This is a genomic window from Candidatus Pelagibacter sp. PS_41 (genome assembly GCF_059417725.1).
Window position 1 is genome coordinate 965,548 of record NZ_CM182062.1, and the last position, 14,974, is coordinate 980,521.

The following is a 14,974-nucleotide window of genomic DNA, read 5'->3' on the forward strand; positions in this document are numbered from 1 at the left end:
TTACCATTTTAATTCTGTTTGGATGAAGTTTACAATAACCTCATATTTCTTTGAAACCAAATCTATACCTTCTTTTTTAATTTCATCTTTATGAATACCATTTGCTATAATTAAAGAATCATAATTTAAAAGATTTGCACCTTTAATATCAGTATTCAAATTATCACCGATTGATAATACTTTTTTTCCCTGATTATTAATTGCTTGATTATATACCTCAGGAAATGGTTTTCCAAAATATATAACCTCACCACCCAATTTTTCAAAAACTAATGCTACTGATCCTGCACACAATTCCCTTTTGTGACCTCTATCTACAATCAAGTCAGGATTTGTGCATATCATTTTTTTATTAATCTGATCTTTAAATAGTTCTTTATAAAAATTTAAATTATCACCCTGATCTTCAAACAAACCTGTGCAAAGCAAATATTTGCTTTCTTCAATTTCTAATATCTTATTTTTTTTAAAATCTAAAAATAAATCAAAATCTCTTGGCGGACCGACATGATAAAACTTATCTTCTAATAAATTTTTTTTTAAATAATTTAACGATGCTTCTCCAGATGAATAAACTTTTTTTCTTATTTCTTTATTCATGCCCATTTTTTCTAGAAATGAATTTACCGTCTTATTGGGTCTTGGTGCATTAGTCAAAAGCACGTAATCTTTTTTTGATTTTGTAATTTGCTCTAACGTTTTAATTGCTTCCTTATGAAGGGTGATGCCATTATGTACTACGCCCCATAAATCAATATAAAAAATATCATAATTCTCAACAATTGAACTCAATCCCTCTTTATCTAAATTCTTAGCCATAATGGGAGGTATAGCTTATTAAAATCACAATTTCTCTCGTTTTTTGACCCACATATTTTTTTAACCAAACCTTGAAATAGTTAGCCTAATAGCTATATGAGTTGCACAATAAAAGGAGAATTTATGAAATTTAAACCGTTACACGATAGAGTTCTAATAGAAGTCTTAGACAGCAGTGAAAAAACTGCTGGAGGAATAATTATCCCTGATACAGCTCAAGAAAAGCCTCAAGAGGGTAAAGTGATTGCTGTTGGTGGTGGTGCAAAAACTGAAGATGGAAAATTAATTCCAATGGATGTGAAAGTTGGTGACAAAGTTCTTTTTGGGAAATGGTCAGGAACTGAAATCAAAATAGATGGCAAAGAATACAGCATAATGAAAGAATCTGACATTATGGGTATTTCGGGAAAATAATTAAATTAAAGGAGAAAAATAAAAATGGCTAAAATTATAAAATTCGACTCTGAAGCAAGAGCGGCAATGATAAGAGGTGTTGATATCCTTGCAAATACTGTGAAAGTTACTCTTGGACCAAAAGGTAGAAATGTTGTTATCGACAAATCTTATGGTGCTCCAAGAATTACTAAAGATGGTGTCTCTGTTGCTAAAGAAATCGATCTAGAGGATAAATTTGAAAACATGGGTGCTCAAATGGTTAAAGAAGTTGCCAGCAAAACAAATGAAGAAGCTGGTGATGGAACAACTACAGCAACTATTTTAGCTCAAGCGATTATTAAAGAGGGTGTAAAATATGTTACTGCTGGCATGAACCCGATGGATGTTAAAAGAGGAATAGATGCAGCTGTAGATCATGTTAAAGCAAGTTTAATTTCTTCAGCAAAAAAAGTTAAAGACACTGATGAAATTGCTCAAGTTGGAACTATTTCAGCTAATGGTGATAAAGAAATTGGTAACATGATTGCAAAAGCAATGCAGAAAGTTGGCAATGAAGGAGTAATCACTGTTGAAGAAGCTAAAGGAGTTGAAACTGAGTTAGATGTTGTTGAAGGTATGCAGTTTGATAGAGGTTATCTGTCGCCATACTTTATTACAAATGCAGATAAAATGACTACAGAGTTAGAAAACCCTTTCATTCTATTGCATGAAAAGAAATTAACTAACTTACAGCCAATGGTTCCACTTTTAGAAGCCGTTGTACAAGCTGGTAGACCACTAATGATTATTTCAGAAGATGTTGAGGGCGAAGCTCTTGCTACTCTTGTTGTAAATAAACTTAGAGGTGGTTTAAAAGTTGTTGCTGTTAAAGCTCCAGGTTTTGGTGATAGAAGAAAATCAATGCTTGATGATATTGCAATTTTAACTGGTGGTCAGGTTATCTCTGAAGATATTGGTGTTAAACTTGAAAACGTTAAACTTACAGATCTTGGATCTTGTAAGAGAGTTAAAGTTGATAAAGATAACAGTACAATTATTAGCGGCAATGGTAAGAAATCTGAAATTGAAGCTAGATGTGCACAAATCAAACAACAAGTAGGTGAAACAACTTCTGATTACGACAGAGAAAAACTTCAAGAAAGACTAGCTAAACTTGCTGGTGGAGTTGCTGTAATCAAAGTTGGTGGTGCAACTGAAGTAGAAGTTAAAGAAAGAAAAGATAGAGTTGAAGATGCTCTTAACGCAACTAGAGCTGCTGCTGAAGAAGGTATAGTAGTTGGTGGTGGTTGTGCCCTTTTATACGCTTCACAAAGTCTAGAGTCACTTAAAGTTAAGGGTGATGACCAAAAAGCTGGTGTTGCATTAGTAGCTAAAGCTTTACAGGCTCCAATTAGACAAATAACTTTAAATGCTGGAGTAGATGGTTCAGTTGTAGTTGGAAAATTACTTGAACAGAATAAAAAGAATATGGGTTACGATGCTCAGAACGAAGAGTACGTTGATATGTTTACTAAAGGTATCATTGATCCTGTTAAAGTTGTAAGAACAGCTTTACAAGATGCGGCTTCGATTGCTGGATTACTTGTAACTACTGAAGCCATGATTGCTGACAAACCAGACGACAAAGACTCTGGTGCTGGTGGAATGCCTGGTGGAATGCCTGGTGGAATGGGCGGCATGGGTGGTATGGGTGGAATGGGCATGTAATCCCACTCTTTCTAAATAAATTTATAAAAGGCCATCTTTTTAGGTGGCCTTTTTTTTTATTAAGCTGTTATAAGATTAAGATATGTCAAAAAGATACAGCGGAAAATCATTTAAAGATTCAAGTACTGCGAAAAAGCCAAAATTAAGCTTGAAAGAGAAAAGAAAACAAAAAAAAGAAAAGACTAAAAAATCTTAAAATTAGGTTCTTTTTTGACTATGTTTTTTAAAAGTAAAACTTTTAGGTCTATCGCTTCTACTCTTAAACTTTTTTTTACCTTTAAAAGTAAAGTCTTTCTTTTTTGTGCTTGATCCTAAACTTTCAGATGGTTTTTTTCCAAAATACTTTGGGTTATTTGTAAAACCAGATGGTTTTGACTTGTCACCAAAACTAGATTTTCCTTTGTAACCGAAACTTTTTTTCTCCCCATCTCTTGATGATCTATCAGGTCTTCCGTAACCAGATGGTTTTGACTTGTCACCAAAACTAGATTTTCCTTTGTAACCGAAACTTTTTTTCTCCCCATCTCTTGATGATCTATCAGGTCTTCCGTAACCAGATGGTTTTGACTTGTCACCAAAACTAGATTTTCCTTTGTAACCGAAACTTTTTTTCTCCCCATCTCTTGATGATCTATCAGGTCTTCCGTAACCAGATGGTTTTGACTTGTCACCAAAACTAGATTTTCCTTTGTAACCGAAACTTTTTTTCTCCCCATCTCTTGATGATCTATCAGGTCTTCCGTAACCAGATGGTTTTGACTTGTCACCAAAACTAGATTTTCCTTTGTAACCGAAACTTTTTTTCTCCCCATCTCTTGATGATCTATCAGGTCTTCCTTTGCTAAAAGATTTTTTTTCCTCTCTAAATTTTCTTTTTTTATTGTAAGGAGCTTTTCCTCTTTTTTTTCCTCTTGAGTCTCCTCTTGCACCACGTGGTGCGGGTTTAAAATTTGGATCAATTAATTTACTAATTTCATTCCACATCGATCTATCATCAGGTGTTAAAAAAGTTAAAGCAGAACCTTCTGTTCCAGCTCTAGCAGTTCTTCCAATTCTGTGAACGTAATCTTCTGGAACTTGTGGAAGATCAAAATTAATAACGTGCTGAATTAAAGGAATATCTAGTCCTCTTGCAGCAACATCAGTTGCTATTAATATTCTTTTAAGACCTTTTCTAAATGAATTAATTACACGGTCTCTTTTACTTTGACGAAGATCTCCATGAATAGCATCAGCTGAATGACCCTCTTCTTTAAGACGCTTAACCATTTTATCAGCACCTCTTTTAGTTTTAACAAAAACTAATATTGATCCTTTTCTTGCTATAAATTGGTCTACTAGTTGATCGTATTTATTTTCTTTAAAAACCTGAAGAGTTTCTTGCTTAATTTTTGCGATCGGTACTGATGTTGACCCTGTTGAAATTCTTTCAGGCTTATTTAGATATCTTTCAGAAATTCTAACAATATTCTGAGGTAGTGTTGCAGAAAATAATAAAGTTTGATGATCTTTTGGAACAAATTTTAAAATTAATTCTATTTGAGGGGTAAAACCCATATCTAACATTCTATCAGTTTCATCTAATACTAGATATTTGGTAGCTGATAAATTTAAGCTTTTCCTTTTTAAATGGTCATTAATTCTTCCAGGAGTTCCAACTATTATTCTTGATCTATTACCTAGTTGTCTAAGTTGTTTTTGCATTGCCTCTCCACCAATAAGTAAGGCAGTTTTAATATTAATTTTATCGCTAATAATACTTTTTATTGCAGCCATTACTTGAGTTGCAAGCTCTCTAGTTGGACACATAACTAATGCAAATGCATTTTTATCTAATATTAATTTATTGATTAGAGGAATACTGAATGCCAATGTTTTTCCAGTTCCTGTTTGAGCTGTTCCTAAAATATCTTTTCCCTCTAAAGCAACAGGAATTGCCATTGCCTGAATTGGAGTTGGTTTCGTAAATTTCATTTTTTCCAATGAATTCTTTAACGAATCTTCTATTTTTAATAATTTAAAATTTTCCATTTAGGTATTTAGATTTTTTAAAATTTAAGGAGATATGCTCTTAATCCTTTAATACGTCTAATTTATATAGGGATATCTATACGTTTTTATAACAATCACAAGAAGTCAATTTTTAGAATAATTAATTTAAGTGAGTAAATATTGATTTTTTTTAAGTTTTCAAATGACTCAATTAATGTATAAGAGCGTCAAATTATGAGTAACAATATTCGAAACATCACAATTATCGCTCACGTTGACCATGGCAAGACAACTATGATCGACAACTTAATGAAGCAAAGTGGTTCATTTAGAGAAAATGAAGTTGTAGATGAAAGGCTGATGGATTCTGGAGAATTAGAAAAAGAAAGAGGAATTACTATCTTAGCTAAACCTGCTTCTATAGATTGGCAAAACACTAGGATTAATATTATTGATACTCCAGGTCACAGAGATTTCGCTGCTGAAGTTGAACGTGTTTTAAGTATGGCTGATGGCGCCTTATTATTAATAGACTCAGCTGAGGGTGTTATGCCTCAAACAAAATTCGTATTAGCTAAAGCACTTAAACAGGGGCTAAAGCCAATAGTTGTAATAAATAAGTTAGATAAAACAGATCAAAGAGCTGATGAAGTTTTAGATGAAACATTCGATTTATTTGTAAGTTTAGATGCAAATGAAGAACAGTTAGATTTTCCAGTTATGTATGCAAGTGGTAGATCTGGGTGGGCAGATAAAGAAGTAGATGGTCCAAGAGAAAATTTACATCCTTTATTAGATCTAATTATAGAGCATGTTAAACCTGCTGAACTTGATAAAACTAAACCTTTCGCAATGCTATCTACTCTTTTATATGCAGATAGTTTTTTAGGTAGAAGTTTGGTTGGAAAAATATCTCAAGGAACAGCAAAAGCTAACCAACCTATTAAGGCAATAAATCTTAAAGGTGTGAAAGTTGATGAAGGTAGATTGACTAAAATTTTTAGATACGAAGGAACAAAAAAAGTACCCATTGAAGTTGGTGAAGCAGGAGATATTGTTGTAATTGCAGGTTTAGAAAAAGCTAACGTAGCAGATACAATTTGTGATCTTGAAGTAAACGATCCAATTCCAGCAACTCCAATAGATCCTCCAACAATGTCTATTACTATAAGTGTGAATAGTTCACCTTTAGCTGGGACAGAAGGTAAAAAATTAACAAGTACTCAAATCAGAGATAGACTGGTTACTGAAGCACAAAATAATGTTGGAATTTCTTTTTCCCAGAACAAAAATGTTGATGCCTTTGTAATTAGTGGTCGTGGCGAGTTAATGCTTGAAATCTTATTAACACAAATGAGACGTGAAGGTTTTGAAATGACTGTAAGTCCCCCAAAAGTTTTATATCAAAAAGACGAAAATGGTAACAGATTAGAGCCAATTGAAGAAATTACAGTTGATGTAGATGAAGAATTTTCATCAAAAATTATTGACTCGATGAATAGAAGAAAAGGTAAATTGCTAGATCTAAAAGATACAGGAAAAGATAAAAAAAGATTAATCTTTCATGCACCAACAAGAGGCTTGATGGGTTACACAAGTAGATTTCTAACTTTAACAAAAGGTACTGGTGTAATTAACAGAATTTTTCATGGTTATGGAAAATTTGAAGGTGAAATGGATGGAAGAAAAAATGGTGCTTTAATTTCAATGGCAAACGGAAAAGCTGTTGCGTTTGCAATATTTAACCTTCAGGCCAGAGGTGAAATGTTTGTTACACATAATGACCCTGTTTATGAAGGAATGATTGTTGGCTTAGCACCAAAACCTGGTGATATGATTATAAATGTCATGAAAGGTAAACAATTAACTAATATGAGAACTCAAGGAACTGACGAAAATGTTGTACTTACTCCAGTAAGACAAATGTCAATTGCAGAACAATTAAGTATGTTGAATACCGATGAAGCTTTAGAGATTACCCCAAAATCTCTTAGACTGAGAAAAGCTATTCTTAATCCTACAGAGAGAAAAAAGAACGAAAAATCTGGAACACCTCTTTAATTACTGAAAATTTTTCCAACAAGATATAATCCTAAAGCAACCGCAGGTCCTATTCCAAAAGCAAATAATAAAGTTCCAACTCCCACTATCCCTCCAAGATACCAACCTACAGACATTACAGTAATTTCAATAGCACCTCTTACTAATGCAATTGGTAAGTTAGTTTTTTTTTGTAAACCCACCATAAGCCCATCTCTTGGCCCTGCCCCTAAATTTGCAACAAGGTAGATACCACCACCCAACCCAACGGTAAGTACAGCAGCAATAGCTAAAAAAACTTGATTAATATAATTTTCAGGAGTTGGTACAAAATTAATACAAACATCAATCATTAAACCAATAATAATCGCATTCAAAATTGTTCCAATTCCAGGTTTCTGCTTTAAAGGTAACCAAAGAAGTAAAACTCCTATACTTACAAAAATAGTTATTATTCCTGTTGAAAAATTAACATTTAATGAAATACCTTGAGCAAGAACACTCCATGGTGAAGCTCCTGCATATGATACAATTAATAACCCCTCACCTAAACCGAACAAAATAAGACCAAACACTAAAAAAAAAATTGAGGAAAATTTTGGCTTTAGGTTTAGTGGTTTTGTTGAGCTCCAAGCAACTTTAGGAATTTTTTTTATACTTAAAAACATTTCAATTTTTACTGTTAAGTTTGCGTAAAAACAACTTATAATACAATATTAATAAAATAAAATTTTAATCAATATGTTACGTAATAAATGTTAAATCTTAAAACAAATAAATTAGTTTTTATTATTATATTTTTTATCTCATTTCTTGGAATCTTCATAAGAGCCTATAATATAAATTATGATAATTTTTGGTTTGATGAAATTTTAAGTTTTTGGGTAGCAGATCCAAAAATATCTATTATAGAGAGCTGGGAAAGGCATAGAAGTATCGAACAAGTACCATTTCTATACAATCTTTTATTAAAGGCTTTGTTTGAATTATTTAGTTACAATGTATTTATTGGCAGATATCTTTCATTAATACTTAATATTCTAAGTATATTTTTTATTATTAAAACTTCCAGATTATTAAAAAAAAATAATTCTTATATTTTTTCCTTATTTTTATTAAGCTTTAATGTTTATTTAATAAGCTATTCTCAGGAACTAAGGGCATATTCATTGGTCTTATTTTTATGCTCAACAGTTATTTATTATTTTTTTAAATCAATAAAATGCCATCAAGAAAAAAAATTTAATCTTTATCTGTTACTTATAAATTCAGCATCACAAATATTAATGATTTATTCTCACCCTTTCACTTTGATTGTTTATTTTTCAATCATTACTGTTATAGCTATAAAATATTTTAAATTTAATGAAAGCTTCAGAGAACTAAATCTATCTATAATTATAAGTTTAATTTTTAGTTTTTTTTATTTATATTTTTATATTAATGATCTAAGCAGTTATCCTAGTTGGTTGGAACAACCTGGCTTAAAATTTTATACTAATTTTTATTTTTCTACTTTTTTTGGATCAAGACTAGTTGGATTATTTTATTTGATAACTCTATTATTCTTACTATTTAATTTTAAAAAAATGTTTTTCAAAAATGTTGAAAATTTAACTTTTTTTTTAGTTTTGTTATTTTTAAGTTATTTTTTACCACTAGTATTTGGTTATTTAATAAAACCAATTATTTTTCATAGATATATTATCTTTGTTTTAATACCTATTATTATTTTAATATCTATTTTAATATTTGAAATTAAAAACCAAAAAATAAAAATAGCTACAATTATCATCATATCAGCATTAACTATTGGAAATCTTTATACAGAGTCAACTGTGCAGCAATTTATTAAAGAAAGACCCTATTATAAACCTGAATTTAGTCGATCACTAGATGAAATAAATAAATCAAATGAAAAATATTATACGTTTGATATGGATATTCCTACTGAAACCAGAGAGTCAGCATTTTATGCAATAGAAAATTATATAATAGCATTAAATAAGATAAAAAAATATAACATTTCTTATTTTGAAATGAATGAATTTGAAAATTCAAAAAAAAAAACAATTTGGATAATATGTTTACCTATAATTACAAAAGATAAATGTAAAAATTTAAATCCTAATTTAAATTCTAAGATAATCTTATCAAAAAGTTTTTCAGCAATTAGTTTAAAACTGATAAAAAAAAATAATTAATGAAATCAATTATAAGTAAAATATCTATATTTATTTTTATCTTACTAAGTAATAGTGTTTTTGCCCACACTTCTCACTACCAAAATTTTAAAAAAATAGAAATGGAAATTTTCAAAGATGGTAAAGTTATTGGTTTTAATAATTATTTTTTTGAAAAAAAAGGGGGTTTATTGATAGTTAAAAATAAAATTGAATTTAAAGTATATTTGCTTGGTATAGAAGTATTTAATCTTGAAGGCCATGGAATAGAAATACATAAAGATGGTAAACTGATATCATATGAGTCAAAGACTTTACAAAATGATAAAGAGAAATTTGTAAATCTCATTTATGATTCTAAGTCAGATAAATTCAAAATTAATGGATCATCTTATGTTGGTCTTGCAGATACTAAAAATATAATAGGAAATTGGTGGAACCATCAGATATTACAAGCAGAGTCACAAATTAGTCCTATATCAGGTAGTATAAAGGAGCAGGTTGTTAATTTTTTAGGTAAAGAAAAAATAGAATTATACGGAAATATAATTGAAGCAGATCATTTTAAATTAACATCAAAAGATATGACTATTCCTAAAGATAAAAGACTAGATTTCGATGTTTGGTACGATAGAGAAAAAGCAATGATTGTAAAAGTTGCTTATTCAAGACTTGGAAACTGGGAGTATAGATTAAAGAGTTACAAATAAAATTTATCATTTAATTTTTAGAGATAAATCTTTTGCACTTAGCCATCCTGACTCAAGTCTTGATCCAACAAACCAGTCTGCACATACACCCAATCTTAGAGAACTATTCCAGTAACTTTTTATTTTAAGTGGGTTTGAATTGAACGCATACTTCCATCCATGATTTTTTAAATGTAAAATTTTACTTTTTTTAAAACCTGTAAGTTTAAAAAATTTATCTATTAATATTTTAGAATTTTGTAATTTATTAATTCTATTATTATTAATGACTTTGTTTGCCCACTTAGGAGTACTTTGAAGAGTCCATAAATCATGATTACTCTTGAATCTTTTTTTACTATTTTCATTAGCAGCCCACCCTAGAACTGAGTCTGGGAAAAAATAACTACTAATTTTTGATCCTAAATTTTTAACAACCATCATAATTGTTATATTGGCTTCCATTTTAATTTTCTGATTGATAAAGGAATGTTTAATATATTTTTTTGATAATTTTTTTAGTTGAGGAAATGGACATGTTAAAATTATTGATTTATAAAATTTCTTAGAACCATCATTTAAAGTAAGCTGCCAAATATTATTTTTGTGTAAAATATTGGTAACCTCGCTACTAAAAAAACAATTAATATCTTTTAAGAGGTATTTGCTGATAGCATTGTTGCCATTCTTACCAATTATTTTGATATGTTTTTTATTTTCTTTAATATTTTCTTTTAAAAAAAGATGTTTACCAGGCCATTTTTTTAAAATTTTTTTTGAAATTAAATTATCTACAAACCTTTTAAATTTGATGTTTTTTGGAGAAATATATTGAGCCCCATGATCAAAGCTTTCTTTAAGATTAAATTTTTTATTTGATGCTCTTCCACCAGCACCTCTAGCTTTATCATATACATCTACAATATATTTTTTACTTAGATGATTTGCTATTGTTGCACCTGATATGCCTGAACCAATAACACAAAAATCTTTCATTTACCGGCAACTACCATGCCTTCAATTAATATTGTTGGTGCATTTGTTGAATATTTAAACTCTAGATCATCTGCTAAAGTAATATTTTTGAATATATCCTTAAAATTTCCTGCAATAGTAATTTCACTAACGGGATATTTAAATATTCCATCTTCAATCATAAAACCATTTGCACCCACTGAATAATCTCCTGTAACTAAGTTGCTCCCATGACCAATTGTTTCAGTAATATACAATGCTCTTTTATTAAGTTTTAAAAGCTCTCTATATGAAACTGAGCCTTTTTCAAAAAATAAATTACTTGTTCCACCAGATCTACCATTTGATTTTAGGTTTAATTTTTTTCCATTATAGGTGTCCACTAAATAATGTTTTAAAACACCACAATCAACTAACTTTAATTCTTCAGTTTTAACACCCTCAGAATCAAAATATCTTGAGCCCAATCCTTTAACAATGTCAGGTTTATCATAAATGTTGATTGAAGATGAAAATATTTCTTCATCAATTTTACCTTTTAAGAAAGATGTGCCTCTTGCAATAGATGATGCTGATATAGCATTTGCTAAAACACCTAATATCCCTTTTGAAATTCTTCTATCAAAGATAATGCTAATCTTTTCACTTTCTATTTTTTTTGGATTTAATTTCTGTATTGTTTTTTTTGCAGCAACTGATCCAATTTGTTGAGGTCTAATCATATCCTGTAAATGACAAGTGCTTGTAAATTCATAATCTCTTTCCATTTTGTCATTTGCATCTTTGGCAACAGCAACACATGATGCTGAAAAAGATGAAGATTTATAACCATTTATAAATCCATCACTGTTTGCCAATATAAAATTAGACTTAGATTCAGTAAAACCTGTTTCAGTATTAATAATTTCTTTTTTTTGAAGTGCTGCTTCTTCAGCTTCTTTTAAATATTCAATTTTTTCATCATTTTCGATATGATCATCATCATATAAGTTTAAGTCATTAATTTTATCAGCCAGCAATTCTTTGTCTGGTAAAGAATTATACTCATCCTCTGGTGTAATTTTTGTTGTCTCAATGCATCGCTCAATTAAAGTTTCTATATTATCATCATTAAGATTTGATGAAGTAATGCTAGATTTTTTTTTTCCAATATAAGTTGTTAAACTTATGGCTAAGCTGTCTGACCTATCAGATTCGTCTAACTTTTTATTTCTGTAATTAACTGTCTCTGATATAGAGTGCATAACAGCAGCACTGCTTTCTGTAGCACCTAACTTTTGAGCTAAATCAATACAAAATGAAGCTTTTTTCTTTAAATATTCCTGATCTTTTACCATTTATTTTATAATTGAGTTCCACCAACAGTCATTTTGTCAATTAAGATTGAGGGTTGCGCAACACCAACAGGAACACCTTGACCCGCTTTACCACATGTTCCAATACCTGGATCAAGCATCATATTATTTCCAACCAATGAAACTTCTTTTAAAATAGATGGTCCATCACCAATTAAAGTTGCACCCTTAATGGGAGAACCTATTTTTCCATTTATAATTTCGTAAGCTTCAGTGCAATTGAATACAAATTTTCCTGAAGTAATATCAACTTGTCCTCCACCAAAACTTACAGCAAATATTCCCTTATCAACTGACTTAATCATTTCCTCTTGAGAATATTTTCCATTCATCATCATGGTATTTCTCATTCTTGGAAGGACAACATGCTTGTAACTTTCTCTTCTACCACTACCTGTAGATCTTGTATTCATTAATCTTGCATTTAATCGATCTTGCATAAAATTTTTTAATATTCCATTTTCAATTAAGACTGTTTTTTCAGTTGGTGTGCCCTCATCATCAATTGTTAGACTACCTCTTCTGTTATGAAGTGTTCCGTCATCAATAATTGTTACACCTTCACTAGCCACTCTTTGGCCCATTAAGTTATGAAATGCAGATGTTTTTTTTCTATTAAAGTCACCTTCTAATCCGTGTCCTATTGCTTCATGTATCAATATTGCGGGCCAACCTGATCCTAAAACAACTTTCATCTCTCCTGCGGGAGCTGGTTTGCTATCAAGGTTTACTGATGCAATTCTAAAGGCTTCATCACATACATTTTTCCAATTGTCATCTTTTAAATACTCATCATAGGATTGTCTTCCTCCAATTCCATAAACACCAGTTTCTTTCTTTCCATTTTTTTCAAGCATTACCGAAACATTAAAACGAATTAATGGTCTAACATCAGTTAATACCTCTCCACCTGACCTTATGATTTCTATAGATTTATATTCTCCTGCAAAACTAGCAGTGACCTGTTGAACTATTCCACCTTTGGCTCTAGTATAACTATTAACTTTTTTTAAAAGCTCTAATTTAGATTCAAGTGATTTTTCATCTATCGGATTAATATCTTTATAAAGTTTTTCATTGGTCTTGGGAATTTCATGATTATAAATACCTTTTTGTGATTTAAGAGTTGAACTTAAATTGTTAGCAGACTGCTTTAACGAATTTCTTGAAATCTCATTAGAATGAGAATAAGCAACTACCTCACCTGTAACTGCTCTTAAACCATATCCTAAATCAGAACTATAACTTGAGCTTTTAATTTTATCATCATCCAGTACAATTGACTCGCTCTTTGAATTTTCTAAATACAGCTCACCATCATCACAATTATTTAAAGTCTCAGAAATAATATTTTCTGCATCTTTTCTAGATAAATCTGTTTTAGTAAAAAAATCACTCACAGGTAATAGATAATAGGTATATTTATATTTTCAATCTGCGTATTTCACGCATATACAAAATGATTGATTATGTGTAATTTTATTTTTTAACAAAAATAAGGATAAAATGAAAAAATTTGATGAATTAATGAGCGTTTCCAATGAAATAACTAATATCTCTGTAGATGAAGCAAGAGAAAAGTTAAAGGACCCAAATGTTCAATTTATTGATGTTAGGGACAAAAGTAGTTTTGATTCAGAGACTATAGGAAATGCAATTAATCTTGAAAGAGGCTTGCTTGAATTTTATTTAGCAGAAGGTAGTCCTTTAGAAAATGAAAATTTTAAAAACAACCCTGATAAAGAATATATAGTTTTTTGTAGTCTTGGTGGCCAAAGTACTCTTGCAACAAAAACGATGCAAGAAATGGGAATAAAGAATGTAAAAAATATGACAGGTGGGATTAAGGCTTGGAAAGAAAATAAATAATTCGTGAAAGTGTATTTTAATAATTCCTGTAAAATTTGCCGAACAGAGATCAATCTGTATAAAAAACAAAACATAAAAAATATTGAATGGGTTGATATCACAGACAATAAAACAGCAGAAATAGAAACTCAGAAAGATGCAAAAAGTCTTTTAAGAAGACTTCATATTAAAGATGGTGAAAATATTATTGAGGGTGCAGAAGCTTTCTTATTAATCTGGAAAAATATTCCTAAATATAGATTTCTCTACAAAGTTTTAAAAAAACCTATAATCTTTAATTTATTTTCATTTTTTTATGAAATTGTTGCATTTTTTTTATTCCTAAAAAATAAAAACCAGCTTTTAAAGTAGAAATTAGGTTTTTTTATTCTTGAGAATAAATATTGAATAAAATATCTTTTGCAAATGAGAGTTTTAATATTAGTTATATTATTTTTAAACCTTTCTTATTCTAGTAGTTTTGCAGAAAAAAAAATTCTAAATAGTCTATTCAATCAACTTAGAGATGTTACTAATCCAAAAACTGCTGAGTTACTGGAAAGAAAGATCTGGGATATTTGGAACGAACATCCAAATAATATGGAATTAACTCAAAAATTAGAATTAGGAATAGAACTTATGCAATATGGAGATTATAATTATGCACTGAAAGTTTTTAATAATGTCATAGATAGTGATCCTGAGTGGTCTGAAGCATGGAATAAAAGAGCAACTGTATATTTTTTAATGAGTCAGTTTACAGAGTCTTTAAGTGATATTGATAAAGTTTTAAGTATAGAGCCTAGGCATTTTGGAGCTTTATCTGGACAAGCAAGAATTTATATAAATTTAAAAAAGTATGAAAAAGCGATTAAAAGTATTGAAGAAGCATTAAAATTTCATCCTACATTTAAAAATCAAAAACTAATACCTGAAATTCAAAGGCTTATTAACGAAGAAAGTGTTTAAT

General features: G+C 29.9%; 14 protein-coding genes. 8 read left to right on the forward strand and 6 right to left on the reverse strand.

Translation table 11 applies throughout. The features are described from left to right. A complete protein-coding gene (locus tag AC5SL8_RS05335; protein WP_494579484.1) occupies window positions 1-819 on the reverse strand; it encodes a TIGR01459 family HAD-type hydrolase in 819 nt (272 codons plus the stop codon). Between the two features lie 123 nt (window positions 820-942). On the opposite strand from AC5SL8_RS05335, the gene groES reads away from it, so the two are divergent. Both groES and groL read left to right on the forward strand, forming a co-directional pair. Beyond that, complete coding sequence (groES, locus tag AC5SL8_RS05340) at window positions 943-1,233, forward strand: co-chaperone GroES (protein ID WP_006997749.1); 291 nt, start codon at window positions 943-945, stop codon at window positions 1,231-1,233. A 24-nt stretch (window positions 1,234-1,257) separates the two neighbouring features. After that, complete coding sequence (gene groL, locus AC5SL8_RS05345; RefSeq protein ID WP_494572955.1) at window positions 1,258-2,922, forward strand: chaperonin GroEL; 1,665 nt, start codon at window positions 1,258-1,260, stop codon at window positions 2,920-2,922. A 198-nt stretch (window positions 2,923-3,120) separates the two neighbouring features. Here the strand turns inward: groL and AC5SL8_RS05350 are convergent, their stop codons facing one another. Next, window positions 3,121-4,953 (reverse strand): DEAD/DEAH box helicase, encoded by a 1,833-nt coding sequence (locus AC5SL8_RS05350; protein WP_494579486.1) that lies wholly within the window; start codon window positions 4,951-4,953, stop codon window positions 3,121-3,123. A 195-nt stretch (window positions 4,954-5,148) separates the two neighbouring features. Between AC5SL8_RS05350 and typA the strand changes: the two genes are divergently transcribed. Further along, entirely contained in the window at window positions 5,149-6,975 is a 1,827-nt protein-coding gene (gene typA, locus AC5SL8_RS05355; RefSeq protein ID WP_494579488.1) for a translational GTPase TypA, read from the forward strand. Here the strand turns inward: typA and yczE are convergent. Further along, window positions 6,972-7,622: a membrane protein YczE gene (gene yczE, locus AC5SL8_RS05360; RefSeq protein WP_494579490.1), complete on the reverse strand. Its 651-nt coding sequence runs from the start codon at window positions 7,620-7,622 to the stop codon at window positions 6,972-6,974. The genes typA and yczE overlap by 4 nt on opposite strands. 87 nt (window positions 7,623-7,709) lie before the next feature. Here yczE and AC5SL8_RS05365 point away from each other — a divergent pair, with 87 nt between their 5' ends. Both AC5SL8_RS05365 and AC5SL8_RS05370 read left to right on the forward strand, forming a co-directional pair. Beyond that, the gene (locus tag AC5SL8_RS05365) at window positions 7,710-9,158 is read left to right on the forward strand and encodes a hypothetical protein (RefSeq protein WP_494579492.1); all 1,449 of its coding nucleotides are present in this window, start codon (window positions 7,710-7,712) and stop codon (window positions 9,156-9,158) included. Then, window positions 9,158-9,847: a DUF6134 family protein gene (locus AC5SL8_RS05370; protein ID WP_494579494.1), complete on the forward strand. Its 690-nt coding sequence runs from the start codon at window positions 9,158-9,160 to the stop codon at window positions 9,845-9,847. The genes AC5SL8_RS05365 and AC5SL8_RS05370 overlap by 1 nt, the downstream gene beginning before the upstream one ends. Before the next feature lie 6 nt (window positions 9,848-9,853). On the opposite strand, the gene AC5SL8_RS05375 is transcribed toward AC5SL8_RS05370, so the two are convergent. From AC5SL8_RS05375 to tldD, 3 genes are read right to left on the reverse strand one after another with little or no spacing between them, the layout of a single operon-like run. Further along, window positions 9,854-10,822, reverse strand: coding sequence for an NAD(P)/FAD-dependent oxidoreductase (locus tag AC5SL8_RS05375; protein WP_494579495.1), 969 nt, complete (start codon window positions 10,820-10,822; stop codon window positions 9,854-9,856). Then, complete coding sequence (locus tag AC5SL8_RS05380) at window positions 10,819-12,138, reverse strand: TldD/PmbA family protein (protein WP_494579497.1); 1,320 nt, start codon at window positions 12,136-12,138, stop codon at window positions 10,819-10,821. The genes AC5SL8_RS05375 and AC5SL8_RS05380 overlap by 4 nt, the downstream gene beginning before the upstream one ends. 5 nt (window positions 12,139-12,143) lie before the next feature. Next, window positions 12,144-13,556, reverse strand: a complete 1,413-nt coding sequence (gene tldD / locus AC5SL8_RS05385; protein ID WP_271516261.1) for a metalloprotease TldD — start codon at window positions 13,554-13,556, stop codon at window positions 12,144-12,146. Window positions 13,557-13,662: 106 nt separating this feature from the next. On the opposite strand from tldD, the gene AC5SL8_RS05390 reads away from it, so the two are divergent. Genes AC5SL8_RS05390 through AC5SL8_RS05400 form a run of 3 tightly spaced genes read left to right on the forward strand, consistent with a single transcriptional unit; the run spans window position 13,663 to window position 14,973 of the window. Continuing rightward, window positions 13,663-14,025 (forward strand): rhodanese-like domain-containing protein, encoded by a 363-nt coding sequence (locus tag AC5SL8_RS05390; protein WP_494579499.1) that lies wholly within the window; start codon window positions 13,663-13,665, stop codon window positions 14,023-14,025. A gap of 3 nt (window positions 14,026-14,028) precedes the next feature. Further along, the gene (locus AC5SL8_RS05395; RefSeq protein WP_494579500.1) at window positions 14,029-14,376 is read left to right on the forward strand and encodes a thiol-disulfide oxidoreductase DCC family protein; all 348 of its coding nucleotides are present in this window, start codon (window positions 14,029-14,031) and stop codon (window positions 14,374-14,376) included. A 54-nt stretch (window positions 14,377-14,430) separates the two neighbouring features. Continuing rightward, the gene (locus tag AC5SL8_RS05400; RefSeq protein ID WP_494579502.1) at window positions 14,431-14,973 is read left to right on the forward strand and encodes a tetratricopeptide repeat protein; all 543 of its coding nucleotides are present in this window, start codon (window positions 14,431-14,433) and stop codon (window positions 14,971-14,973) included. Window position 14,974: the final 1 nt, after the last annotated feature.

Bases quoted from the DNA above. Each gene is read 5' to 3' on its own strand.
- AC5SL8_RS05335 (WP_494579484.1), bottom strand. From the start codon at position 819: ATGGCTAAGAATTTAGATAAAGAGGGATTGAGTTCAATTGTTGAGAAT.
- groES (WP_006997749.1), top strand. From the start codon at position 943: ATGAAATTTAAACCGTTACACGATAGAGTTCTAATAGAAGTCTTAGAC.
- groL (WP_494572955.1), top strand. From the start codon at position 1,258: ATGGCTAAAATTATAAAATTCGACTCTGAAGCAAGAGCGGCAATGATA.
- AC5SL8_RS05350 (WP_494579486.1), bottom strand. From the start codon at position 4,953: ATGGAAAATTTTAAATTATTAAAAATAGAAGATTCGTTAAAGAATTCA.
- typA (WP_494579488.1), top strand. From the start codon at position 5,149: ATGAGTAACAATATTCGAAACATCACAATTATCGCTCACGTTGACCAT.
- yczE (WP_494579490.1), bottom strand. From the start codon at position 7,622: ATGTTTTTAAGTATAAAAAAAATTCCTAAAGTTGCTTGGAGCTCAACA.
- AC5SL8_RS05365 (WP_494579492.1), top strand. From the start codon at position 7,710: ATGTTAAATCTTAAAACAAATAAATTAGTTTTTATTATTATATTTTTT.
- AC5SL8_RS05370 (WP_494579494.1), top strand. From the start codon at position 9,158: ATGAAATCAATTATAAGTAAAATATCTATATTTATTTTTATCTTACTA.
- AC5SL8_RS05375 (WP_494579495.1), bottom strand. From the start codon at position 10,822: ATGAAAGATTTTTGTGTTATTGGTTCAGGCATATCAGGTGCAACAATA.
- AC5SL8_RS05380 (WP_494579497.1), bottom strand. From the start codon at position 12,138: ATGGTAAAAGATCAGGAATATTTAAAGAAAAAAGCTTCATTTTGTATT.
- AC5SL8_RS05390 (WP_494579499.1), top strand. From the start codon at position 13,663: ATGAAAAAATTTGATGAATTAATGAGCGTTTCCAATGAAATAACTAAT.
- AC5SL8_RS05400 (WP_494579502.1), top strand. From the start codon at position 14,431: ATGAGAGTTTTAATATTAGTTATATTATTTTTAAACCTTTCTTATTCT.